21 protein-coding genes and 1 other RNA gene are annotated in these 20,598 nt (G+C 72.2%); 16 read left to right on the plus strand and 6 right to left on the minus strand.

Features of this window, described 5'->3' with window-relative positions:
* Positions 1-77: 77 nt before the first annotated feature.
* Positions 78-956, plus strand: coding sequence for a phosphatidylinositol-specific phospholipase C/glycerophosphodiester phosphodiesterase family protein (locus tag AC3EU2_RS13180; RefSeq protein WP_488176753.1), 879 nt, complete (start codon positions 78-80; stop codon positions 954-956).
* Positions 957-971: 15 nt separating this feature from the next.
* Here AC3EU2_RS13180 and AC3EU2_RS13185 read toward each other — a convergent pair whose 3' ends face one another.
* Entirely contained in the window at positions 972-2,717 is a 1,746-nt protein-coding gene (locus tag AC3EU2_RS13185; RefSeq protein WP_488176754.1) for a response regulator, read from the minus strand.
* 153 nt (positions 2,718-2,870) lie between these two features.
* Between AC3EU2_RS13185 and AC3EU2_RS13190 the strand changes: the two genes are divergently transcribed.
* Together AC3EU2_RS13190 and AC3EU2_RS13195 are read left to right on the plus strand one after the other, a co-directional pair.
* Positions 2,871-3,302, plus strand: coding sequence for a hypothetical protein (locus tag AC3EU2_RS13190; RefSeq protein WP_488176755.1), 432 nt, complete (start codon positions 2,871-2,873; stop codon positions 3,300-3,302).
* A 33-nt stretch (positions 3,303-3,335) separates the two neighbouring features.
* Positions 3,336-3,761 (plus strand): hemerythrin domain-containing protein, encoded by a 426-nt coding sequence (locus tag AC3EU2_RS13195; protein WP_488176756.1) that lies wholly within the window; start codon positions 3,336-3,338, stop codon positions 3,759-3,761.
* A 17-nt stretch (positions 3,762-3,778) separates the two neighbouring features.
* On the opposite strand, the gene AC3EU2_RS13200 is transcribed toward AC3EU2_RS13195, so the two are convergent.
* The gene (locus AC3EU2_RS13200; protein ID WP_488176757.1) at positions 3,779-4,156 is read right to left on the minus strand and encodes a winged helix-turn-helix transcriptional regulator; all 378 of its coding nucleotides are present in this window, start codon (positions 4,154-4,156) and stop codon (positions 3,779-3,781) included.
* 108 nt (positions 4,157-4,264) lie between these two features.
* Between AC3EU2_RS13200 and AC3EU2_RS13205 the strand changes: the two genes are divergently transcribed.
* The 3 genes from AC3EU2_RS13205 to AC3EU2_RS13215 all read left to right on the plus strand — a co-directional run bounded on the left by AC3EU2_RS13205 (position 4,265) and on the right by AC3EU2_RS13215 (position 6,628).
* Positions 4,265-5,122, plus strand: coding sequence for an SDR family oxidoreductase (locus AC3EU2_RS13205; protein WP_488176758.1), 858 nt, complete (start codon positions 4,265-4,267; stop codon positions 5,120-5,122).
* Between the two features lie 156 nt (positions 5,123-5,278).
* Positions 5,279-5,646, plus strand: a transfer-messenger RNA (tmRNA) gene (gene ssrA / locus AC3EU2_RS13210).
* A gap of 88 nt (positions 5,647-5,734) precedes the next feature.
* Positions 5,735-6,628 (plus strand): phosphatase PAP2 family protein, encoded by an 894-nt coding sequence (locus tag AC3EU2_RS13215; protein ID WP_488176759.1) that lies wholly within the window; start codon positions 5,735-5,737, stop codon positions 6,626-6,628.
* On the opposite strand, the gene AC3EU2_RS13220 is transcribed toward AC3EU2_RS13215, so the two are convergent.
* Complete coding sequence (locus AC3EU2_RS13220; RefSeq protein WP_488176760.1) at positions 6,559-7,419, minus strand: class I SAM-dependent methyltransferase; 861 nt, start codon at positions 7,417-7,419, stop codon at positions 6,559-6,561. The genes AC3EU2_RS13215 and AC3EU2_RS13220 overlap by 70 nt on opposite strands.
* Positions 7,420-7,547: 128 nt before the next feature.
* Here AC3EU2_RS13220 and AC3EU2_RS13225 point away from each other — a divergent pair, with 128 nt between their 5' ends.
* A complete protein-coding gene (locus tag AC3EU2_RS13225; RefSeq protein WP_488176761.1) occupies positions 7,548-8,234 on the plus strand; it encodes a winged helix-turn-helix transcriptional regulator in 687 nt (228 codons plus the stop codon).
* Positions 8,235-8,264: 30 nt separating this feature from the next.
* On the opposite strand, the gene AC3EU2_RS13230 is transcribed toward AC3EU2_RS13225, so the two are convergent.
* Positions 8,265-8,897: a hypothetical protein gene (locus tag AC3EU2_RS13230; protein ID WP_488176762.1), complete on the minus strand. Its 633-nt coding sequence runs from the start codon at positions 8,895-8,897 to the stop codon at positions 8,265-8,267.
* Complete coding sequence (locus AC3EU2_RS13235; protein ID WP_488176763.1) at positions 8,894-9,514, minus strand: SIMPL domain-containing protein; 621 nt, start codon at positions 9,512-9,514, stop codon at positions 8,894-8,896. The genes AC3EU2_RS13230 and AC3EU2_RS13235 overlap by 4 nt, the downstream gene beginning before the upstream one ends.
* Before the next feature lie 75 nt (positions 9,515-9,589).
* Between AC3EU2_RS13235 and AC3EU2_RS13240 the strand changes: the two genes are divergently transcribed.
* From AC3EU2_RS13240 to AC3EU2_RS13270, 7 genes are all read left to right on the plus strand, one after another.
* Positions 9,590-11,005 (plus strand): NAD-dependent malic enzyme, encoded by a 1,416-nt coding sequence (locus AC3EU2_RS13240; protein ID WP_488176764.1) that lies wholly within the window; start codon positions 9,590-9,592, stop codon positions 11,003-11,005.
* 4 nt (positions 11,006-11,009) lie between these two features.
* Positions 11,010-11,378: a VanZ family protein gene (locus AC3EU2_RS13245; protein ID WP_488176765.1), complete on the plus strand. Its 369-nt coding sequence runs from the start codon at positions 11,010-11,012 to the stop codon at positions 11,376-11,378.
* Between the two features lie 118 nt (positions 11,379-11,496).
* A complete protein-coding gene (locus tag AC3EU2_RS13250; RefSeq protein ID WP_488176766.1) occupies positions 11,497-13,797 on the plus strand; it encodes a DEAD/DEAH box helicase in 2,301 nt (766 codons plus the stop codon).
* Entirely contained in the window at positions 13,787-14,347 is a 561-nt protein-coding gene (locus AC3EU2_RS13255; protein ID WP_488176767.1) for a YqgE/AlgH family protein, read from the plus strand. Before AC3EU2_RS13250 ends, AC3EU2_RS13255 begins: the two co-directional genes overlap by 11 nt.
* Before the next feature lie 28 nt (positions 14,348-14,375).
* Positions 14,376-14,687, plus strand: coding sequence for a DUF3039 domain-containing protein (locus AC3EU2_RS13260; RefSeq protein WP_035940832.1), 312 nt, complete (start codon positions 14,376-14,378; stop codon positions 14,685-14,687).
* Between the two features lie 136 nt (positions 14,688-14,823).
* On the plus strand, positions 14,824-15,795 hold the full coding sequence (locus AC3EU2_RS13265) for a zinc metalloprotease (RefSeq protein WP_488176768.1): 972 nt from the start codon (positions 14,824-14,826) through the stop codon (positions 15,793-15,795).
* A gap of 272 nt (positions 15,796-16,067) precedes the next feature.
* Positions 16,068-17,828, plus strand: a complete 1,761-nt coding sequence (locus AC3EU2_RS13270; RefSeq protein ID WP_488176769.1) for a DEAD/DEAH box helicase — start codon at positions 16,068-16,070, stop codon at positions 17,826-17,828.
* 234 nt (positions 17,829-18,062) lie between these two features.
* Here AC3EU2_RS13270 and AC3EU2_RS13275 read toward each other — a convergent pair whose 3' ends face one another.
* Positions 18,063-18,557, minus strand: a complete 495-nt coding sequence (locus tag AC3EU2_RS13275) for an Lrp/AsnC family transcriptional regulator (protein WP_488176770.1) — start codon at positions 18,555-18,557, stop codon at positions 18,063-18,065.
* A gap of 107 nt (positions 18,558-18,664) precedes the next feature.
* Between AC3EU2_RS13275 and hppD the strand changes: the two genes are divergently transcribed.
* Both hppD and AC3EU2_RS13285 read left to right on the plus strand, forming a co-directional pair.
* Positions 18,665-19,927 carry a 4-hydroxyphenylpyruvate dioxygenase gene (gene hppD, locus AC3EU2_RS13280; protein ID WP_488176771.1) on the plus strand — a complete coding sequence of 421 codons (1,263 nt, stop codon included), beginning with the start codon at positions 18,665-18,667 and terminating at the stop codon, positions 19,925-19,927.
* 148 nt (positions 19,928-20,075) lie between these two features.
* The gene (locus AC3EU2_RS13285; RefSeq protein WP_488176772.1) at positions 20,076-20,591 is read left to right on the plus strand and encodes a histidine kinase; all 516 of its coding nucleotides are present in this window, start codon (positions 20,076-20,078) and stop codon (positions 20,589-20,591) included.
* Positions 20,592-20,598: the final 7 nt, after the last annotated feature.

Raw genomic sequence — 20,598 nt, forward strand, 5'->3', positions numbered from 1 at the left:
GAACCGGACGGACCAGAGTCCGGACCCGTTCGTGCTCCCGACGCCCGCCATTCACGCTGCGCGGGCACGGTGACCTCATGATTCGTATGCCGTCCGCCCGCGTCCTCGTCCTCGTCACCTCGCTGCCGTGCACCGGTCTCGTCGCCGTGCCCGGCGCCGTCGCGGCCCCACCGCACCAGTCGACGGTGCAGCCGCTCGAGCGGGCCCACGCCCACAACGACTACGAGCACGACCGGCCCCTGCTCGACGCCCTCGACCACGGGTTCACCTCCGCCGAGGCCGACGTGTGGCTCGTCGACGGTGAGCTCTACCTCGGCCACGACGGGCCCGACCTCGACCGCACTTTGCGCGAGACCTACCTGGAGCCGCTCGTCCAGCGCTTCCGCGAGAACGGTGGCTCGCTGTACCCGCGGTGGGACGAGTCGTTCAGGCTGCTCATCGACGTCAAGAGCGCCGGGTCGGCCGCGTGGCCGGTCATCGACACCGAGCTCGCCGACTACCCCCAGCTCTTCACGGCCTACCGCCAGGGCCGCGTCCACGAGCGCGCCGTGACCGCCGTCATCTCGGGCAACCGCGACCTCGCGGCCATGCAGGCCGCGACCAGCCGCTTCTCGTTCTACGACGGGCGCCTGCCCGACCTCGGCAAGGGCATCCCGGCGTCGCTGATGCCGCTGGTGAGCGACAACTGGACCAGGTACTTCACCTGGCAGGGGGTCGGCCCGATGCCGGCCGCCGAGCGCACCAGGCTGGAGGGCATCGTCGCGCAGGCCCACGCCGCGGGCTACGACGTCCGCTTCTGGGCGACGCCCGACGCAGCCCTCGCGAACCGCGAGGCCCTGTGGCGCGAGCTCGTCGCCGCCGACGTCGACGTCCTCAACACCGACGACCTCGCCGGGCTTCAGCGGTTCCTGCTCGCCGAGGACCTGGCCGAGCAGTCCCTGGCCCCGGCCGCCTGACCGTCCTGCCCACGGTCACCCGGCGAGGCCGTGGGTGTGTGCCCAGAGGACGGCCTGGATGCGGTCGCGCAGGTCCAGCTTGGCGAGGATGTGCCGGACGTGGGACTTGACGGTCGCGGGGGAGAGCTGGAGCCGGGCAGCGATCTCGCCGTTGTCGAGCCCAGCGCCGACGAGCGCGAGGACCTCGCGCTCCCGAGAGCTGAGCAGGCGTGTGGCGTCCTCCGACACCTCAGCAGGGCGACTGCCGCCGAGATAGTGGTGGACGATCCGGTCGAGGACCCCCGGGGCGAAGACCGCCTCGCCGTCCGCGGTGCGCTCGACGGCAGAGACCAGCTCCGCTGCCGTCGCGTCCTTGAGGACGAACCCCGAGGCCCCGGCGGACAGGGCGTCATGGACGTGCCTGTCGAGGTCGAACGTCGTGAGGACCAGCACGCGGCTGCTGGTTCCGGCGTCCGTCAGTCGGCGCGTGGCCTCGACCCCATCCACGCGGGGCATGCGCAGGTCCATGAGCACGACATCGGGGAGGTGCTCCAGGACGGCCGCGACGGCCTCCTCACCGTCCGCTGCCTCCGCGACCACCTCGACACCGGCGAGCTCGAGGATCAGCCGGAGGCCGGACCGGACCATGTCCTGGTCGTCCGCGATGACGACCCGGGTCACCGTCGCTCCCGGCGGGGAAGTGTGGCGCGGACCTCGAACCGCCCGCCGTCGACGGGACCGGCCCGGAAGGTCCCACCCAGGAGCCGGCAGCGCTCCGCCATCCCGTGGATGCCCTGCCCCGGTGGGCCGCTCGGACCGGGCGCGGCGTTGACGGCCGAGACCTCCACGGAGGTAGGGCTCCAGCTGACGACGACCGTGGCCCTGCCTCCGGCGGAGTGCTTGCCCGCGTTGGTCAGCGACTCGGTGACGATGCGCTGGATGGCCAGCCAGATCCTCGCCGCGTCGGGCCACGGGGTGCCCTCCTGGGTCAGGGTGTTCGCGATGCCCGCAGCCCGTGCGGGCAGCGACCTGCTCGATGCCCTCAGGGCCGGGGTGGTCCACGGTCGACTCGCCGAGCAGGCCGATGATCCCTCGCAGCTCGAGGCTGGCCCGGTGCGCGGTCGCGCGGACGGCCTCGAGCGGGCCGACGGCGAGGGCCGGGTCACGAGCCAGGGCGGCGGCAGCGGCTTCGGACTGGAGGCTGATGAGGGTGACCTCGTGCCCGACGACGTCATGGAGCTCCTGCGCGATCCGCGTCCGTTCGTCGGCGGCGGCCACATCACGGGTGATCGACTGCTCCACGAGCAGCTGCTCGGTGAGGGCCTCGAGTCGGCGGTTCTGGGTACGGTGCTGCAGGATCACGCGAGCCACGGCGTAGGCGCCGACGACGAGGAGCCACGTGGTGAGGACAGCCACCGGCTCCTCGGGTCCGCGCAGGGTCGAAAGGGTCCCGGTGGCGAGGGTCCAGGCGAGGGCGGCGTAGTGGACCGGTGTCGGCACGCGGGATCCGAGCCCGTAGACGAGCAGAACGATGACGACGTAGCCCAGGTAGAGAAAGCCCGTGGGTGTGGGGATGAGCATGGCCGAGGCGGACACGAACGTCGCAGGCACCGGAGCGACGCGCCACCAGGCGACAGGGACGACGAAGAGGACGGCGTAGAAGACCGCCACCGGGCGATCCGCGATCGGGTCGACGAGCACCTGCGCGAGGCTCAGCCCGAGCATCCCGAAGGCCATCGCGATGTCCTGCCGCGGCGGCATCACTCGGGCGTTCCACTCCACGAGACGAATGTAGGGCCGCGACCGCGTCCTGTCGTCAGCCCTGGGGCGGAGGGCGGCTTCCGCCCGTGAGGCGATGCGCCGAGGGTGGGCACCTTCGTAGCCTCGACGCACGGCGACCTGACCGTCGGGCGCACGAGGCGAGAGCGAGCAACCATGTCCACCTCCCTGACCCAACCCACCGACATGGCCCCCGTGGCGGGGCGGGCCCGATCATCACGGCTCGGGCTGGCCGCGGCTCGGGTGTTCGCCGTTCTGCACGCACTCGCGGGGCTCACCGGCGTCGTGGTCTTCACGCTCGTCATGCCCGAGGAGGCGTTGTGGGTCCACCCCGTGGTCGACACCGGCGTCATCGTCCTCAAGGTCGCCGTCTGTGCCCTGCTGCTCGTGGGGGCGCTGTGGCCCCGCCTGGACTCGGACCGTCGCCGACGCCTGCTCATGCTGGCCGTTCTCGGCAGCGTCACCTTCGGGCTCGTCAAGCTCTTCGTCTACGACGAGCGTGAGTCATTCGTCTTCTTCGTCGTCGACGCACTCCTGCTGGCTCTCCTCGTGCTGGCTCGACCACGCGTGGGTAGCGAGGCCTCCTGACGCTGTTCCGGACGCGAGTGGCACCATCGAGGTGTGTGCAGCTACTGCGGGTGCCAGGCGATCGAGATCATCGGCCGCTTCACCGCCGAGCACGAGGACATCGTCAACGGTCTCGGTGACCTGAGGCGCAGCGTCGCCTCGGGCGTCGAGGCCGACATCGCGTCGAGCGCCGCGGCCCTCGCCGCCATGCTCGACCCGCACACGGCCAGCGAGGAGCGCTCCCTCTTCGCCGAGCTGCGGCAGGACGAGGAGTTCACCGACGAGGTGGACCAGCTCTGCGGCGAGCACCATGGCCTCGACGCGCAGCTGTCCGCGATCGCCGGGGGCCGCCACGACGTCATGGCGGAGTTCGAGGTCGCCCTGCGCCGGCACATCGACCGCGAGGAGAACGGCCTGTTCCCGGCAGCGGCCATCGCCCTCGGCGGCGAGGCGTGGGAACGGGTGCACGCCGTCGGGTGAGGCCCCGACGTGAACCCTCAGCCCGCTGCGGCGTCCTCGAGGATCTCGGGGGCGTTCTGCACCATCCACACCATGAGCGGCTGCAGCAGCGCGGCGACCTCGAGGCCTCGCGGGGTGAGGGAGTACTCGACGTGCGGCGGGACGACCGGTCGCGCCTCACGGTGGACGAACCCGTCGGCGACGAGCGTGCGCAGCGTCTGGGCGAGCATCTTCTCGCTCACGCCCGCGGCGCGACGGCGCAGCTGGCTCCAGCGCACCGGGTCACCGTCGGCGAGCGCGAGGAGGACGAGCAGTCCCCACTTGCTCATGACGTGGTCGAGGACGGTGCGGCTGGGGCAGCCGGCCGCGAAGACGCCGTCCGGGAAGTACTCGCGCAGGGGGGTGCTCACCATCATGTCCGTACCTTACTTCAAAGTGGGTACTCACTTCTGGGAAGTATGCCGGGTGGGAGCTCGTTGTCCGGGTGTCGGCACCTCGCCGGCCCTCCTCGAAAGGTGCACTCCATGACCACGATCCTCGTGACCGGTGCCACCGGCCAGCTCGGCCGCCTCGCCATCGACGCCCTCCTCCACCGCGGTGTCGCTGCCGGCGACGTCGTCGCCCTCGTCCGCGACGCGGGTCGCGCGAGCGATCTCGCCGCGCGTGGCGTCATCGTCCGCACCGGCTCCTTCGACGACCCGGCCTCCCTCGACGCCGCCCTCGTCGGTGTCGACCGGCTCCTCTTCATCTCCGGCAGCGAGGTCGGCCGCCGGGTCGAGCAGCACCGGAACGTCGTCGACGCCGCCGTTCGCGCCGGTGTCGAGCTCGTCGCCTACACGAGCATCGTGCGCGCCGACACCTCGTCGCTCGGTCTCGCTGCGGAGCACCGGGCTACCGAGGAGGCGCTCGCCGCCTCGGGTCTGCCCACCGTGCTGCTGCGCAACTCCTGGTACGTCGAGAACTACACCGCGCAGCTCCCCGTGCAGCTCGAGCACGGCGCGGTGCTCGGCGCCGCCGGGGAGGGTCGGGTGAGCGCAGCGACGCGCGCCGACTTCGCCGAGGCGGCCGCGGTCGCCGTCACGGAGGACGGCCACGCCGGGCAGGTCTACGAGCTCGGGGGTGACGAGGCCTTCACCCTCGCCGAGTACGCGGCCGAGCTGTCCGAGCAGTCGGGGACCCCGGTCGCCTACCGCGACCTCACCGTGGAGGACTACGCGGCCGCCCTCCTCGGCGCCGGGCTGCCCGAGGGCTACGCGCAGGCCCTCGCGTCCAGCGACGACGGCCTCAAGCACGGCGGGCTGCTCGTCGAGACCGGTGACCTTTCGCGGCTCCTCGGCCGCCCGACGACCCCGCTCGCCCGGGCCATCGCGGCCGCGGTCTGACCCGGTCCGCCCCCACCAGTGTCCTGTCGGACGCGTGCCCGAGCACCCGTTCGACAGGACATGGGTGCGGGAGCCGGACCGACCCGGCATACTGGAGCCACGTCCGGTGTTGCAACCGGCGCAGACAACTGAACAGCGTGGGATGAGCCCCCTCACGGGGGTGATCGGTTTCGACATTGATCGGCGGATCAAGGGAAGCGGGTCGAGGATGCACGGTTATCTCGTTAACGATCCGTGCAAACCAATAGGTGCCAACTCCAAGCGCACCGACTTCGCCCTCGCCGCCTGAGCGAGCTCCGAAGTCCGTCAGCCTGAGGTAGTTCTCGACTCAGTGTCTGGCGTCAGCTAGAGAACTTGCTGCGTCACCCTCGTCGGGGGGTGGCGTGGGACTCCAATCCGACTGGGCCTGTCAGGGAACGTGTGCGCGCGAGCCCTGGGGCCGAGAAAATCCACAGCGCACTGCACCCGGAGAAGTCTTGGTTTCCCGTCAGTGGACGCGGGTTCGATTCCCGCCACCTCCACCACCGTGGTCATCCCACCGCACGACACCCGGTCGGTCAGCCTCGCTGACCGTGCCGGGTGTTGGTGTGTCCGGGTGTGTGACGATCTCGTATGCCGTTCGCCGACCAGCAGCCCGCCGCACCCCACGACGAGGAGCGCGTCGGGGCGCGCGACCTGGCGGACTGGCGCTCCGCGACCGGACGCCTCCTCGTGCGCCTCGTCGCCCGTGTCGCCGAGCTCCTGGCCCGGGTTCTCCGCTGGTCGACATCCAACGTCGCGCTGATCCTCACCGCGGGAGTCGGCCTCGCCCTCGTCTGGGCCTTCACCGCCGTCACGGCCGAGGTCTACGAGGACGTCGTCGACCGCGACGGCATCGCGGCGATCGACCAGCCGGCACTTGACGCGGCCGTGGCCGCCCGCACCCCGTTCCGCTCCGAGCTCGCGACCGACTTCACCGACCTCGGGGGTCCGGTCGTGATGCCGATCATCACCGTCGTCGTCGCCGTGGGCCTCGCGCTCGCTTGGCGTCGCTGGACGCCGGTCGTCCTCATGGCGATCGCCAGCCTGGGGTCGCTGGGCATGACCGTGTCGGGCAAGCAGCTCACTGCGCGGCTGCGCCCCCCGGAGTCGCTCGCCGTGCCGCCCTTCGAGAGCTCACCGAGCTTCCCCTCGGGGCACACGCTGAACGCGACCGTCATCCTTGGGCTGACGGCATACCTGCTCTGCCTCTGGATCAACCGCAAGCGACTGCGAGCGCTGGTCATCGTCGTGCTCGGCTTCTTCGTCGCCGCCATGGGCCTGTCCCGGGTCTTCCTCGGCCACCACTGGCTCACCGACGTCGTCGCCGGGTGGGCCGTGGGCCTCGCGTGGCTGGCCATCGTCGTCACCGGCCACCGCATCAAGGTCACCATCGACCGTCACCGGCGTCGAGACGGTCAGGGGCGGGTCGCCGACACGACGAGCATCTCGCACGGACCGACGAAGCCGTCGGGTCCGTCGAACTGACCCAAGGACTCCTCGATCTCCTGCCAGGCCCCGGCGCGGGTGGTCTCGTCGACCCCGGACAGCATCTGGTGCAGGGCCCCGAAGGACTCCTGCTCGAAGCGGACGCACTCGGCGGCGCTCGCCATGCGCACCGGTGACGGCACGGTGGTCACGCCCACGTCCACGAGGCCCGCGGCGGCGAAGGCGGCCGCGGCGACCCCCGGGGCGCCGAGGCTGAACGGCCCCGGGAGGCCGGGACCGGGCGCCGGCAGGCCGGCCACGCGGCGGATGATCCCGACCGGGATCGAGAAGAAGCCGTTGCGGTCGGGCGTCGAGTAGACGACGGCGGAGAGCCGCCCACCGGGCCGGAGCGTGCGGCGGATCTCCTCGAGCGCCCGGCGCTGGTCCGGGAAGTAGATGAGACCGACCCTGGAGATCGCGGCGTCGACGCTCTGGTCCGCGACCGCCGAGAGGTCCTCGCCGTCCGCCTCCAGGGTGGCGACGTTGCGCAATCCGGCTCGCGCTGCCTCGGCCGCGGCGAACTCGAGGATGGCGGGGGAGATGTCGGTGGCCAGCACGTGGCCCGTGGGGCCCACCCGGCGGGCGGCGGCGAGCGTCTGGCCGCCGGCTCCTGCGGCGACGTCGAGGACCCGCGACCCGGCGGTGAGGTGGACGTCGTCGAGCATCCGCTCGGTCGCCTCCCCGAGCCAGGCCTCGACGGCGGGACCCCACCGGTGCCACGCCTCGGCGGCGGCCTCCCACTGGGTGCGCGTCGTGCTCTTGAAGGCGACGGGGTCGAAGGTGGTGCTCATGGTTCCTCCTGGGTGCGGGGTGTGTGGGTCGAGCGTGGCGCCCGTGCCACGAGGCCGGCCAGAGCGGGAACTGGACCCCGACGGGACAGTTTCTGGACTTGGACCCGGCGCGGCCCCACACTCGAGAGGTGAAGGAGTACTCCCAGTACTGCCCCGTCGCGCTGGCCAGCTCGGTGTTCGCGGAGCGCTGGACGCCGTTGATCATCCGCGAGCTGGTGCTCGGCGGCCGCCGGTTCAACGAGATCGACCGTGGCCTGCCGGGGATCTCCCGGTCGCTGCTCAAGCAGCGGCTCGACCACCTCGAGCGCAAGGGCGTCGTCGAGCGGGTCGCCCTGCCCGCGGGCCACGAGTACCAGCTGACGCCGGCGGGGCGTGACCTCGAGGGGGTCATCATGGCGGCAGGGGAGTGGGCCGTGCGGTGGATGTTCAGCGAGCCGGAGCCGCGCGAGGTCGACCCCGTCACCCTCACGTGGTGGATGTCGCGGCGCCTCGTCGCCGACGAGCTGCCCGAGCACCGCACGGTCGTCGAGTTCGACTACACCGGCGCCGATCCCACGCGGATCTGGATGGTCATCGAGCGGCGGGACACGTCCGTGTGCACCGACCCCCCGGGTTTCGAGAACGACCTCGTCGTCACCACCGACCCGGTGGCGCTCATGCGGGTGTTCTCCGGGATCGTCACCTACGGGCACGCGCTCTCGGAGGGCAGCCTCGCGCTGACCGGACCCGCACACCTCAGGCGGGCGCTGCCGCACTGGTTCGCCTGGAGCCCGTTCGCTCCGGCGGTGCGCCGCCACCTCGGGGCGAAGGCCTGACCGCTCCGACCGGGCGGGGCAGGGGACGGTTCAGGGGCGGGCGACGCCGGCGATGTCGAGCGCCCAGGCCTCGCCGTCGCGGCGGAAGCCGATCCGTTCGTAGTAGGCGCCCACCATGGCGTCGGGGGTGCGGATCGTGCGCCACCCGTGGCCGGTGAACAAGCCGCTGTGGCGCCACACGAACTCGCCGGGCGTGAAGTCGCGGTAGCGCGCGGTGACGTAGTCGAGCTCCACCTGTCCGACGCCGTCGCCGGCGTCGCGCACCACGACCACACCGACGGTCTCGTGCCCGTGGACCACGAGGTAGGCGAATCGCGAGGAGGACTCGGTCACACCGGTGAACCCGGGGTTGAACCTGGCGATCTCGGCGCGCTCGACGTCGAGGAAGTGCTGGAAGTAGGCGTCGTCCTCCTCGACCTCGATGACGCGGAAGGCGTCGGCGTCGTTCCTGTCCCGCAGCATCTTCGCGATGAACCAGAGGTTGATGGCGGCGAGGACGACGTTCATCGCCACCATCGGCCACACCTCGATGAGCGCGTTGAAGACGGTGAGGATGCCGCAGGCGATGGTGTTGAGGAGGCGAAGGCGCAGGATGCGGGCCTGGAGCAGGGAGAAGACGAGCAGCGCCGACCCGAACCACCCGAGGGCGTCGAGCCAGCTCACGACAGCTCCCAGCGCACCGTGACGGAGGTCGAGACCGCGTGGGTGCCGCCCTCGACGGGCATCGACCCGGCGAACGCGTCCGCCGCGCGGGCCATCATCGGGCGCGGCCGGTGGTCCTCGGCGCCGCCCTCGCGGATCGTGACGACCCTGCCGAGCGTGACGCCGGCGAGCGCGGCGTACTGCGAGGCCCGCGCCCTCGCATCGGCGAAGGCCGCCTCGCGTGCGGCCTCGGCGGCGGCGGGGCTGTGCTCCGCGGCCATCTCGATGCCGTCGACGGCCAGCGCGTCCCCGGCCGCGCCGGCCAGGGCCTGGAGCAGGGCACCCACGCGGGTCGGGTCGCGGACCGTGAGGTGGAGGGCCTGGTATGCCGTGTAGCCAACGACGCTCTGCCCGTGCTGGTCGTGGCGCGGGTGGATCCCGACGTCGTCGGTGCGGCGGTCGCGCGCCTCGACGCCGTGGTCGGTGGCGGCCTGGAGCGCCGCGGTCGTCCGGGCGGACGCCTGCTCGAGGGCGCCGGCCACGTCACCGGCGTCGCACTGGACGCGGGCGCGCACGACGACGAGGTCGGGGACCACGTGGTGCGCGCCGAGACCGGTGACTTCGACGTGGTCGCTCATGGGGGCCACTGTAGGGCGCGGCGATCGGGCGGGTCGATTGCGGCGAACTCGCGAGTAGCGGGTTGAATCGTGTCCATGGCCCTCCCCTCTGCCGCGAACTCCGTCACCGTCCGGCTCGTCGTCCCGGCGCGTGCCACCGCCGTGAGCGAGCTCACCGGCGTCGTCGAGCAGGCCGGCGGGGTGGTCACCGGTCTCGACGTCACCGCCTCGGGGCACGAGCGCGTGCGCGTCGACGTGACCCTGATGACGCGCGACCCGGAGCACGCCGACGAGATCGTCGCGCAGATGCGCGGGGTCGAGGGTGTCGAGATCGGACGGGTCTCGGACCGTACCTTCCTCATGCACCTCGGCGGCAAGCTGCGGATCGAGTCCAAGGTGCCCATCCGCAACCGTGACGACCTCTCGCTCATCTACACCCCGGGTGTGGCCCGCGTCTGCATGGCGATCTACGAGAACCCGGAGGACGCCCGGCGGCTGACGATCAAGCGCAACACCGTCGCCGTGGTCACCGACGGGACCGCGGTCCTCGGACTGGGCAACATCGGCCCGCTCGCCGCCATGCCGGTGATGGAGGGCAAGGCGGCGCTGTTCAAGCGCTTCGCCGACATCGACGCCTTCCCGATCTGCCTCGACACCACCGACACCGAGGAGATCATCGCCACGGTCAAGGCCATCTCGCCGGTCTTCGCCGGCATCAACCTCGAGGACATCTCGGCCCCGCGCTGCTTCGAGATCGAGGAGCGGCTGCGCGCCGAGCTCGACATCCCGGTCTTCCACGACGACCAGCACGGCACGGCGATCGTCGCGCTCGCGGCGATGCGCAACGCGCTCGCCGTCGTCGGCAAGCGCCTCGAGGACGTGCGGCTCGTCATGAGCGGCGCGGGTGCCGCGGGGACCGCGATCCTCAAGCTGCTCCTGTACGCCGGTGCACGCAACGTCGTCGTCGCCGACATGCACGGCGTCATCCACCTCGGTCGTGACGACGTCACGTCGGGGGAGCACCCCAACCACACGTGGATCGCCGAGCACACCAACGCGGACGGGTTCACCGGCACCCTCGTCGAGGCGCTCGCCGGGGCCGACGTCTTCCTCGGCGTGTCGGCGCCGGACATCCTCACCGGAGAGGACATCGCGACGATGGCCGACGACGCCGTCGTCTTCGCCATGGCGAACCCGACGCCGGAGGTCGACCCGGTCGACGCGGCCAAGTACGCCCGGGTCGTCGCGACGGGTCGCTCCGACTTCGCGAACCAGATCAACAACGTCCTCGTCTTCCCCGGTGTCTTCCGCGGGCTGCTCGACTCCGGCTCCAAGGTGCTCACCCCCGAGGTGCTCCTTGCCGCGGCCGACGCCCTCGCGGCGGTCGTCAAGGACGACGAGCGCAACGCGACGTACATCATCCCCAGCGTCTTCCACCCTGGTGTCGCCGAGGTCGTCGCGGCCGCCGTCGCGGCGGCCGCCACGGGCAAGACCTCCACCGCGACCACGTGAGGGCGTGAGCCCCGGGCCGCGCCGGTGGGCCCTGGCCCCGGCGCTCGTCGCGCTGCTCGTCCAGCTCGTCGTCGTCTACGCCCCGTCGGGTGTCGGGACACCGCTGTTCGCGCACGTCGACAAGCTCGTCCACGTCGCCGTGTTCGCCCTGCCGGTGTTCTTCGCCGTGCTCGCGCGGCTGCCCGTGCTGCCGGTGGTGACGGTCATGGCGCTGCACGCACCGGTCAGCGAGGTCGTCCAGGGCCGGCTGCTCGTGAGCCGCTCGGGGGACCCGTGGGACGCCGTGGCGGACGTCGCCGGGGTCGCCCTGGGGGCCCTCGCGGCCACCCTCGCGAACCGTCGGCTGGCAGGTCCGGACGTCGATCGCTGGTAACATCGATCCTTGCGCCACGCCCGGCGCCCGCGTACTGCCCGCTTGATCTCGTTGACACAGAAGTCGTCGTGGAGGGCCGTCAACGCCCCCACCATTGACTCGAATCGAGTGATCAACCATGCCCAAGAACACCTCGCCCGGCTCCAAGAAGCCGCGCTGGACCTCGTCGCAGAAGGCCGCCGCCCAGTCCAAGGGCCCCAAGAAGCACCACCGTGGCCAGCCCGACGGTCCCTCCCGGACCAAGGCCCCCCGCTCCGAGCGCAGCCCCCGGTGGGACAGCGAGGAGCGCGCGGCGCGCGCCAGCCGTCCCGAGCGTCGCGACGACCGCAGCGAGCGGAGCGACCGTGGCGAGAGCCGCGGCTACCAGGGTCGTGACGACCGCGCCCAGCGCCCGTCCTCGGGCCCGCGCCGCGACGAGCGTGGCGAGGGCCGCGGCTACCAGGGTCGTGACGACCGCGCCCAGCGCCCGTCCTCGGGCCCGCGCCGCGACGACCGCGGCGAGCGACCGGCATACGGCCAGCGCCGAGACGACCGCGCCCAGCGTCCGTCCTCGGGCCCGCGCCGCGACGACCGTGGCGAGCGACCGGCATACGGCCAGCGGCGTGACGACCGCGCCGAGAGCCGCGGCGGCTACCAGGGCCGCGACAGCCGCCCCGAGTCCCGCACCAGCGGCTACCAGGGCCGTGACGACCGCACGTCCTCCGCTCCGCGCCGCGACGACCGCGGCAACCGCGGTGATCGTCCGGCCTACGGCGGCCCGCAGCGCAGCGAGCGCAACGACCGTCCCGGCTACGCCGGTCCCCGGCGCGACGACCGCGGGAGCCGCCCCACGTACGGCGAGCGCCGCGACGGCCGCCCGCCGTTCCGCCGCGAGGGCGACACCCCGGCCCGCCGCGTCGCCGACCCCGTGCGTCGTGACCGCCACGAGGGCCGCCACGTCGACGAGCGTCGCCACGACCTGCCCGAGCAGCCCCGCACCTTCGAGGAGGCCGAGGCCGAGCGCGCCCAGGCCGACACCTGGGTGAAGTACGAGTCCAAGAAGGCAACCGGTCCCACGGACGTCACCGAGGACAACGGCTTCGCCGCGCTCGGTGTCGACGCACGCCTCGTCGAGCGGCTCGCCCGCGACGGCATCTCGGCACCCTTCCCGATCCAGACCGCGACGATTCCCGACGCGCTCGCCGGCCGGGACGTCCTCGGCCGCGGCCAGACCGGCTCCGGCAAGACCCTCGCCTTCGGCCTGCCGACGATCACCCGCCTCGCCGACGGCACGAGGCCGGCGAGCAAGCGTCCGCGCTGCCTCATCATGGTCCCGACGCGTGAGCTGGCCATGCAGGTGAGCGACGCCCTCGAGCCGCTCGTCCACGTCACCGGCCTGCGCCACAAGCTCGTCGCCGGTGGGCTGTCCTACGACCCGCAGGTCCGGGCGCTCGCCAAGGGCATCGACATCCTCGTCGCCACGCCGGGTCGCCTCGCCGACCTCATCGAGCGCGGCGCCGTGGAGATGGACGACGTGCAGGTGACCATCCTCGACGAGGCCGACCACATGGCCGACATGGGCTTCCTGCCCGAGGTCACGGCCATCCTCGACAAGGTGCCGTCCGGTGGGCAGCGCCTGCTCTTCTCGGCGACCCTCGACAAGGGCGTCGACACGCTCGTCGACCGCTACCTCACCGACCCGGTGACGCACTCGACCGAGGACGTCACCGCCAGTGTGACGACGATGAGCCACCACATCATGCTCATCGACCCGAACAACAAGAAGCAGCTCACGGCCGAGCTCGCCGCCCGCGACGGGCGCACCGTGGTCTTCGTGCGCACGCAGCTGGGCGCCGACCGCATCGCCCGCGAGCTCCGCGAGAAGGGCGTCCTCGCGGCGGCCATCCACGGCGGGCTGTCGCAGAACCTACGCAACCGGGCGCTCGGCGCCTTCCGTGACGGGTCGCTTCCCGTGCTCGTCGCCACCGACGTCGCCGCCCGCGGCATCCACGTCGACGACATCGGCCTCGTCCTCCAGGCGGACCCGCCCGCGGACCACAAGGACTACCTGCACCGCGCCGGCCGCACCGCGCGGGCGGGGGAGAAGGGTGTCGTCGTGACGTTCGCCCTGCCCCACCAGAAGCGCACCATGGCCCGGCTCGCCGAGCAGGCCGGGCTCGACACCGTGCCCGTCCGGGTCGTCCCCGGCGACCACAACGTCGAGGCGGCGGGCGGCCGTCAGCCGTCCGGCGTCCCGATCCCCGACGAGCACTGGCAGCCGCTCATGGAGGCCAAGACGCAGCAGCGCGGCCGCCGTCCCGGTGGCCCGCCCCGTCGTTTCCAGGGCGCCTCGCGCAGCCACCCGGGTGGCCAGGGTGGGGCCCGCGGTGGGGAGCGACGTGGCTCCGGTCGGCGTGCAGAATGGAACCGTGACCGCTGACCGCACCACGGGACGGCTCCTCGTCTCGACGCCCCACCTCGACGACGGGGTGTTCCACCGCAGCGTCATCCTCATGCTCCAGCACGACGACGACGGCGCGCAGGGGGTCGTCCTCAACAAGCCCCTCGGGGCCGAGGTCGACGCGGTCCTGCCCGGGTGGGGCGAGCACATCGCCTCGCCGCAGACCCTCTTCCAGGGCGGACCGGTCCAGGTCGACTCCGCCCTCGGGCTCGTCACCGTGGCCGGCGAGGTGGGGCTGCAGCCCGGGAGCCAGCGGCTCTTCGGGTCGGTCGCGATCATCGACCTCGACACGCCTCCTCTGCTCGTCATGCCCGAGGTCGGTGGCCTGCGGATCTTCGCCGGCTATGCCGGGTGGTCCGCCGGGCAGCTCGAGGGCGAGCTGCGTCGTGGGTCGTGGTTCGTCGTGGACTCGGTGCCGGGGGACCTGCTCACCGCCGACCCCGAGCACCTGTGGGCGCAGGTCCTGCGCCGCCAGGGCGGCGAGCTCGCGTTCGTCGCGTTCTTCCCCTCCGACCCGGAGCTCAACTGAGCCCACGGCCGTGTGAGACGCTGGTCCGGTGAGTGAGCCGCAGCCCCCCCAGAGTGACCCCCGGACCCCGGAGCCGCAGCCGTCCCGCCCGTCGACGCAGACGGCCGTGCTCGAGCGCGAGGAGACCATCCCCCAGCTCCAGGAGCCCGGGGACCACGAGCGGTTCTCCCACTACGTCCGCAAGGAGAAGATCCTCGAGTCCGCCCTCTCCGGGGAGCCGGTCACGGCGCTCTGCGGCAAGGTGTGGACCCCCGGTCGCGACCCGGAGAAGTTCCCGGTCTGCCCGGTCTGCAAGGAGATCTACCAGGGCCTGCGGGCACCGCAGGACGGCGAGGACTGAGCCCGTCGGGCAGGTCCTCGCTTTGCCAAACCTTGACCCAGTCATGGAACTCCCGGGGTGTCGGCGGCGCGTGACGCGTGGCTAGGTTCGAAGGACTCGGGCCCGTCCGGTCCGGGTGAACCGGAAGGGACCACCCATGTCTGTCCTCACCCTGCGGCCCGTCGCGATCCTCGCGGCGACGATCATGTCGGCCGCGACCCTCGGCCTCGGCGCCACGAGCGCGTCCGCCGTCACCACGGCCGGCGAACGCGGACTCGCCGCCGAGTGTGCGTCCACCGACGTGAACGCCGACGAGGCGAGCGCCGGGCGTGGTGCCCGCGCGAAGGACCCGCACGACGTCAGCCCGGCCCAGGCCCGGGCGATGGAGGACCGGCTTGGCTCGGCCCTGGCGGCGAAGGGCTACTCGACCGGCGCGTCCGCGCCCGCCCGCAAGCCCGGGGGGACCGTGGCGTTCACGTCCACGACGGTCAACGTCCACTGGCACACGATCACCGACGGCAGCAAGGGCGCGCTCAGCGCCTCGGAGATCGCCGGCCAGGTCAGCGTCCTCAACAGCGCCTACGCGGGCACCGGCTTCACGTTCCGGCTCGCCAGCAGGACGACGACCAACAACCCGACCTGGTACAACGGCCTCGACCACGGCACGTCGGCCGAGCGCAGCATGAAGACGAGTCTGCACGTGGGCGGCAAGGCCGACCTCAACGTCTACACCGCGGACCTCGCGGGCGGCCTGCTCGGCTGGGCGACCTTCCCGAAGTCGAAGGTCGACCCGATGGACGGTGTCGTCCTCCTCGACGAGAGCCTCCCCGGTGGCACGGCCTCGCCCTACAACAAGGGCGACACCGGCACGCACGAGGTCGGCCACTGGCTGAACCTCTACCACACGTTCCAGGGCGGCTGCTCGGCCACCGCGGGTGACTACGTCAGCGACACCCCGGCCGAGGCGAGCCCGGCGTCGGGCTGCCCCACCGGTCGCGACACCTGCACCCTCCCGGGGCTGGACCCCATCAAGAACTTCATGGACTACACGACCGACGCGTGCATGGACCACTTCAGCGCCGGCCAGAGGACGCGCATGCAGAACGCGTGGGTCGCCTACCGCCGTTGACCGTCACCCGCCCGGACGGCGGGTGAGGGGGGAGGGTCCGTCTTCTCGGCGGGCCCTCCCGCAGGTCCGCGCCGAGCGGTAGGTTCTCCCCACCACGGGGCTTCGGGGGGTCCCCCTGGGGGAAGGGACCAGCGCGCGCGGATGCAGAACTCCTGGGTGGCCGTCCGCGCCACCTGAGGCGGCCCGCAGACCCCAGCACACTTCCGAGGGCCCGTCCGTGAGGCGGGCCCTCGGCACGTCGCCGCGAAAACCTCGTTAACCTTGCGGAGCCCATGAGTACCTCTGCCGCCAGCCACCTCAGTCCCGCCTTCCCGGAGCGGGCGGCGTGGGGTACCGCGGCGAAGCTGCGCGCGTGGCAGCAGGAGGCGCTGACGGCCTACCTCGAGTCCGACGCCAAGGACTTCCTCGCGGTCGCGACGCCGGGTGCGGGCAAGACCACGTACGCCCTGCGCATCGCCGCGGAGCTCCTCGAGAGCGGCGAGGTCGAGGCGATCACCGTCATCGCCCCGACCGAGCACCTCAAGACCCAGTGGTCCGAGGCCGCGGCGCGCGTCGGGATCCAGCTCGACCCGAGATTCTCGAACTCGACGGCGGTGCACAGCCGCGAGTACGACGGCGTGGCGCTCACCTACGCCCAGGTCGCCTCCCGCCCGGACCTGCACCGGCGCCGCACCGAGTCCACGAGGACCTTCGTCATCCTCGACGAGATCCACCACGGGGGAGACGCCCGCAGCTGGGGCGACGCGATCCGCGAGGCGTTCGACCTCGCCACCCGTCGGCTCTCGCTCACCGGGACCCCGTTCCGGTCCGACACCAGCCCGATCCCGTTCGTCCGTTACGAGATGGACGAGGCCGGCATCCTGCGCTCGGCCGCCGACTACACCTACGGGTATGCCGCGGCGTTGCGCGACGCGGTCGTGCGGCCCGTGCTCTTCCTCGCCTACGGCGGCGCGATGCGGTGGCGCACCAAGGCCGGCGACGAGATCGCCGCCCGCCTCGGCGAGCCGATGACCAAGGACCAGACGGCCCAGGCCTGGCGCACCGCCCTCGACCCCAAGGGGGAGTGGATCCCGTCGGTCCTCGCCGCCGCGGACAAGCGCCTCACCGAGGTGCGGCGCCACGTGCCGGACGCCGGTGCGCTCGTCATCGCGTCGAACCAGACCTCGGCCCGGGCCTACGCCCGCATCCTCGAGTCGATCACCGGCGTCAAGCCCACCCTGGTGCTCTCCGACGACGCCGGGTCCAGCGCGCGGATCGAGGAGTTCTCCTCGTCGAGCTCACGCTGGATGGTCGCCGTCCGCATGGTGTCCGAGGGGGTGGACGTGCCCCGGCTCTGCGTCGGCGTCTACGCCACCTCGACGTCGACCCCGCTCTTCTTCGCCCAGGCCGTCGGCCGGTTCGTCCGCGCCCGCAAGCGCGGCGAGACGGCGTCGATCTTCCTGCCGTCCGTGCCGTTCATCCTCGCCCACGCCGCGTCGATGGAGGTCGAGCGCGACCATGCGCTGAGCCGTCCGAGCGACGCCGACGGGGAGGCGTCGATGTGGGCGGAGGAGGAGGGCCTCGTCGCCGCCGCCAACCGCACCGAGCGCACGGTCGGCCTCGAGGACGAGAGCTTCGAGGCGCTGGAGTCCGACGCGCACTTCGACCACGTCGTCTTCGACGCGCAGCAGTTCGGCCTCCACGCCGAGGTCGGCTCGGAGGAGGAGCAGGACTACCTCGGGCTCCCCGGGCTCCTCGAGCTCGACCAGGTCTCGGTCCTGCTCCACGAGCGGCAGGCCAGGCAGTCGAAGGCCCCCGGGCGCAAGGCCCGCACCGAGGCCGTTCCCGTGTCGGCGCACCGGGCGCTCTCGGCCCAGCGCAAGGAGCTCAACGCCCTCGTCGCGGCCTACGCGAAGAAGAGCGGGGCCCCGCACGCCAACGTCCACATGGAGCTGCGCCGGGCCTGCGGCGGGCCGGAGCTGGCGGCGGCGACGTCCGACCAGGTCGGGGCCCGCATCGACAAGGTGCGGCTCTGGTTCGTCGGGCGGCGCTGAGGCGGTCCGCGCCGGGGACCGCTCCCCTTTGAGGGCCCGTGGGGGCACCGGCAGGGTTCCACCGACGTCGCGACGACGGAGGGGCAGTCGATGGCTGGGATCGACGTCAACGACGCGGGCATGCCCTGCCGATGATCCTCCCGGCCGTGATCATGGTCGGCGGGACCGTCGGCCGCCTCATCTCGTTCTGACCGCGCGAGGGCCCGTGCCGACCGGCCGGCGCGGGGCCGCGTCTCAGTCCTCGGTGCCGCGTCGGGACGCCGCCTCGACGAGCGGGCCGGTGCGGTGGTCGAGGTGGGTCACGAGGCACATCGAGGTGTTGGCGCGCAGCACGTGCACGTCGTCGATGATCTCGTCGATGACCCGGCCGAGGTCGGCGTTGTCGCGGGCCACGATCCGCACGATGAGGTCACCGGCGCCGGTCGTGGAGTGGATCTCGAGCACCTCGGGGATCGCCGCGAGGTGGGCGACGACGGGCTCGTGCCCCTGGCGCTGACGGATCTCGAGGGTGCAGAAGGCCGTCACGGGGTAGCCCAGCGCTGTCGGGTCGATCTGCGGCCCCATCGACGCGATGATCCCGCGGTCCTGGAGGCGGTCCAGCCGCGCCTGCACCGTGCCCCGGGCGACGCCGAGCTGCCGGGAGGCCCCGAGGACGCCGACCGTGGGCTGCTGCGTGAACAGCGCGATGAGGCGGGCGTCCAGCACGTCGATGCCATCGGGTCGGATCATGGGCACAGTGTCGGTCCTGACCCCCCTCGAGGGCAACATCATGCGCAGACTGCGCAGCGCGGCGGCATACCGTTGCACATCCTGCGCGGGTCAGACACCCTGCAACCATGACCGACACCACGACGTCCGCGCCGACGGCCCCGACCGCCAGCCACCTCGACCTCACCCCGCAGGAGAGCGAGGCCGGCCTCGACCTCGACCAGCTCAAGCAGCTCGTCGGTCTCGTCGAGTACGACGAGAGCACCGACCGGTTCCCCGTCACCGGCTGGGACGCGATCGTCTTCGTCGTCGGCAACGCGACCCAGGCCGCCCAGTACTACCAGTCCACCTGGGGCATGGAGCTCGTCGGCTACTCCGGCCCCGAGACCGGCAACCGCGACCACAAGGCCTTCGTCCTCAAGTCCGGCTCGATCCGCTTCGTCCTCAAGGGGGCCGTCAGCCCGGACAGCCCGCTCATCGCGCACCACACCGCGCACGGTGACGGGGTCGTCGACATCTCCCTCGAGGTGCCCGACGTCGACCGGTGCGTCGCCCAGGCCAAGGCCGCCGGCGCCCGGGTCGTCCACGAGCCCGAGACCCTGTCCGACGAGCACGGGACCGTGCGCGTCGCCGCGATCGCGACGTACGGCGAGACCATCCACTCGCTCGTCCAGCGCGCCGATGTCACAGGCGACGGGTCCGTGTACTCCGGCCCCTACCTCCCGGGGTACGTCGCCCGCACGTCGACCTTCACCAAGCGCGACGGTGCGCCCAAGCGCCTCTTCCAGGCCCTCGACCACATCGTCGGCAACGTCGAGCTCGGCAAGATGGACGAGTGGGTCACGTTCTACAACAAGGTCATGGGCTTCGTGAACATGGCCGAGTTCATCGGTGACGACATCGCCACCGACTACTCGGCGCTCATGTCCAAGGTCGTCGCCAACGGCAACCACCGGGTGAAGTTCCCCCTCAACGAGCCGGCGATCGCCAAGAAGCGCAGCCAGATCGACGAGTACCTCGACTTCTACCGCGGCCCGGGCGCGCAGCACCTCGCGCTCGCGACCAACGACATCCTGCGCAGCGTTGACGAGCTGCGCAAGGAGGGGGTGGAGTTCCTCGACACCCCCGACGCGTACTACGACGACCCGGAGATGCGCGAGCGCATCGGCCAGGTCCGGGTGCCGATCGAGGAGCTGAAGAAGCGCAAGATCCTCGTCGACCGCGACGAGGACGGCTATCTGCTCCAGATCTTCACCAAGCCGCTCGGCGACCGCCCGACGGTCTTCTTCGAGATCATCGAGCGGCACGGGTCGCTCGGCTTCGGCAAGGGCAACTTCAAGGCCCTCTTCGAGTCGATCGAGCGCGAGCAGGACAAGCGCGGCAACCTCTGACCCACGCGTGACCCCGGAGGCGGGGTGCGCCGGAGCACCACTCCGGCGCACCCCGCCTCCGGCGCGTCCGGGCCCGCCGGCCCGGCGCGGCGCCGACGTGGCGTCAGGGGTGTTGACGGTGACGTCATAGTGGTGTCATCATGACGTCATGGAACTGAGCCGCTACGTTGACACCCTCCAGCGCGAGCTCGCCGTCGCCGCCGCCACCGGTGGGTCCGAGGTCGAGGCGGTCGCCGAGCGGCTCGTCGCCCCGCTCGACTCGGCCCTGCGCCTCACCCTGCAGGAGGCCGTCGTCGACGCCGCGGCCGAGATCAGCCTCGCGCTGGCCCCCGGGTCGGTCGACGTCCGGCTCGCCGGTCGCGGGCTGGCCTTCGTCGTCACGCCCGCCGCGCCGGACACGACCGTTGCCCCGCCCACCGACGCGTCCGCCGGGGGTGAGGACGACGCCGAGGGCGGGACCTCGCGCATCACCTTCCGGCCCTCGGACCGGCTCAAGGCCGACATCGAGGCCGCCGCGGCGCGGCAGGGACTGTCCGTCAACGCCTTCCTCGTCCGCACGCTCACCGCCGCCGTCCGCGGCGGCGCCGCCCCCACGTCGTCGACCCCGGCCGCCGCGGTCGCGACGCCCAGCGGCGGCCAGCGGCTCTCCGGCTGGGTCCGGTGACCACGCC

This window comes from Knoellia sp. B-D-2, from assembly GCF_057714695.1.

Coding starts and splice junctions, on each gene's coding strand:
- AC3EU2_RS13285 (WP_488176772.1), top strand. CDS start 20,076: ATGGAACTGAGCCGCTACGTTGACACCCTCCAGCGCGAGCTCGCCGTC.
- AC3EU2_RS13220 (WP_488176760.1), bottom strand. CDS start 7,419: ATGAGCACCACCTTCGACCCCGTCGCCTTCAAGAGCACGACGCGCACC.
- AC3EU2_RS13205 (WP_488176758.1), top strand. CDS start 4,265: ATGACCACGATCCTCGTGACCGGTGCCACCGGCCAGCTCGGCCGCCTC.
- AC3EU2_RS13190 (WP_488176755.1), top strand. CDS start 2,871: ATGTCCACCTCCCTGACCCAACCCACCGACATGGCCCCCGTGGCGGGG.
- AC3EU2_RS13235 (WP_488176763.1), bottom strand. CDS start 9,514: ATGAGCGACCACGTCGAAGTCACCGGTCTCGGCGCGCACCACGTGGTC.
- AC3EU2_RS13240 (WP_488176764.1), top strand. CDS start 9,590: ATGGCCCTCCCCTCTGCCGCGAACTCCGTCACCGTCCGGCTCGTCGTC.
- AC3EU2_RS13265 (WP_488176768.1), top strand. CDS start 14,824: ATGTCTGTCCTCACCCTGCGGCCCGTCGCGATCCTCGCGGCGACGATC.
- AC3EU2_RS13200 (WP_488176757.1), bottom strand. CDS start 4,156: ATGATGGTGAGCACCCCCCTGCGCGAGTACTTCCCGGACGGCGTCTTC.
- AC3EU2_RS13215 (WP_488176759.1), top strand. CDS start 5,735: ATGCCGTTCGCCGACCAGCAGCCCGCCGCACCCCACGACGAGGAGCGC.
- AC3EU2_RS13275 (WP_488176770.1), bottom strand. CDS start 18,557: ATGATCCGACCCGATGGCATCGACGTGCTGGACGCCCGCCTCATCGCG.
- AC3EU2_RS13250 (WP_488176766.1), top strand. CDS start 11,497: ATGCCCAAGAACACCTCGCCCGGCTCCAAGAAGCCGCGCTGGACCTCG.
- AC3EU2_RS13270 (WP_488176769.1), top strand. CDS start 16,068: ATGAGTACCTCTGCCGCCAGCCACCTCAGTCCCGCCTTCCCGGAGCGG.
- AC3EU2_RS13180 (WP_488176753.1), top strand. CDS start 78: ATGATTCGTATGCCGTCCGCCCGCGTCCTCGTCCTCGTCACCTCGCTG.
- hppD (WP_488176771.1), top strand. CDS start 18,665: ATGACCGACACCACGACGTCCGCGCCGACGGCCCCGACCGCCAGCCAC.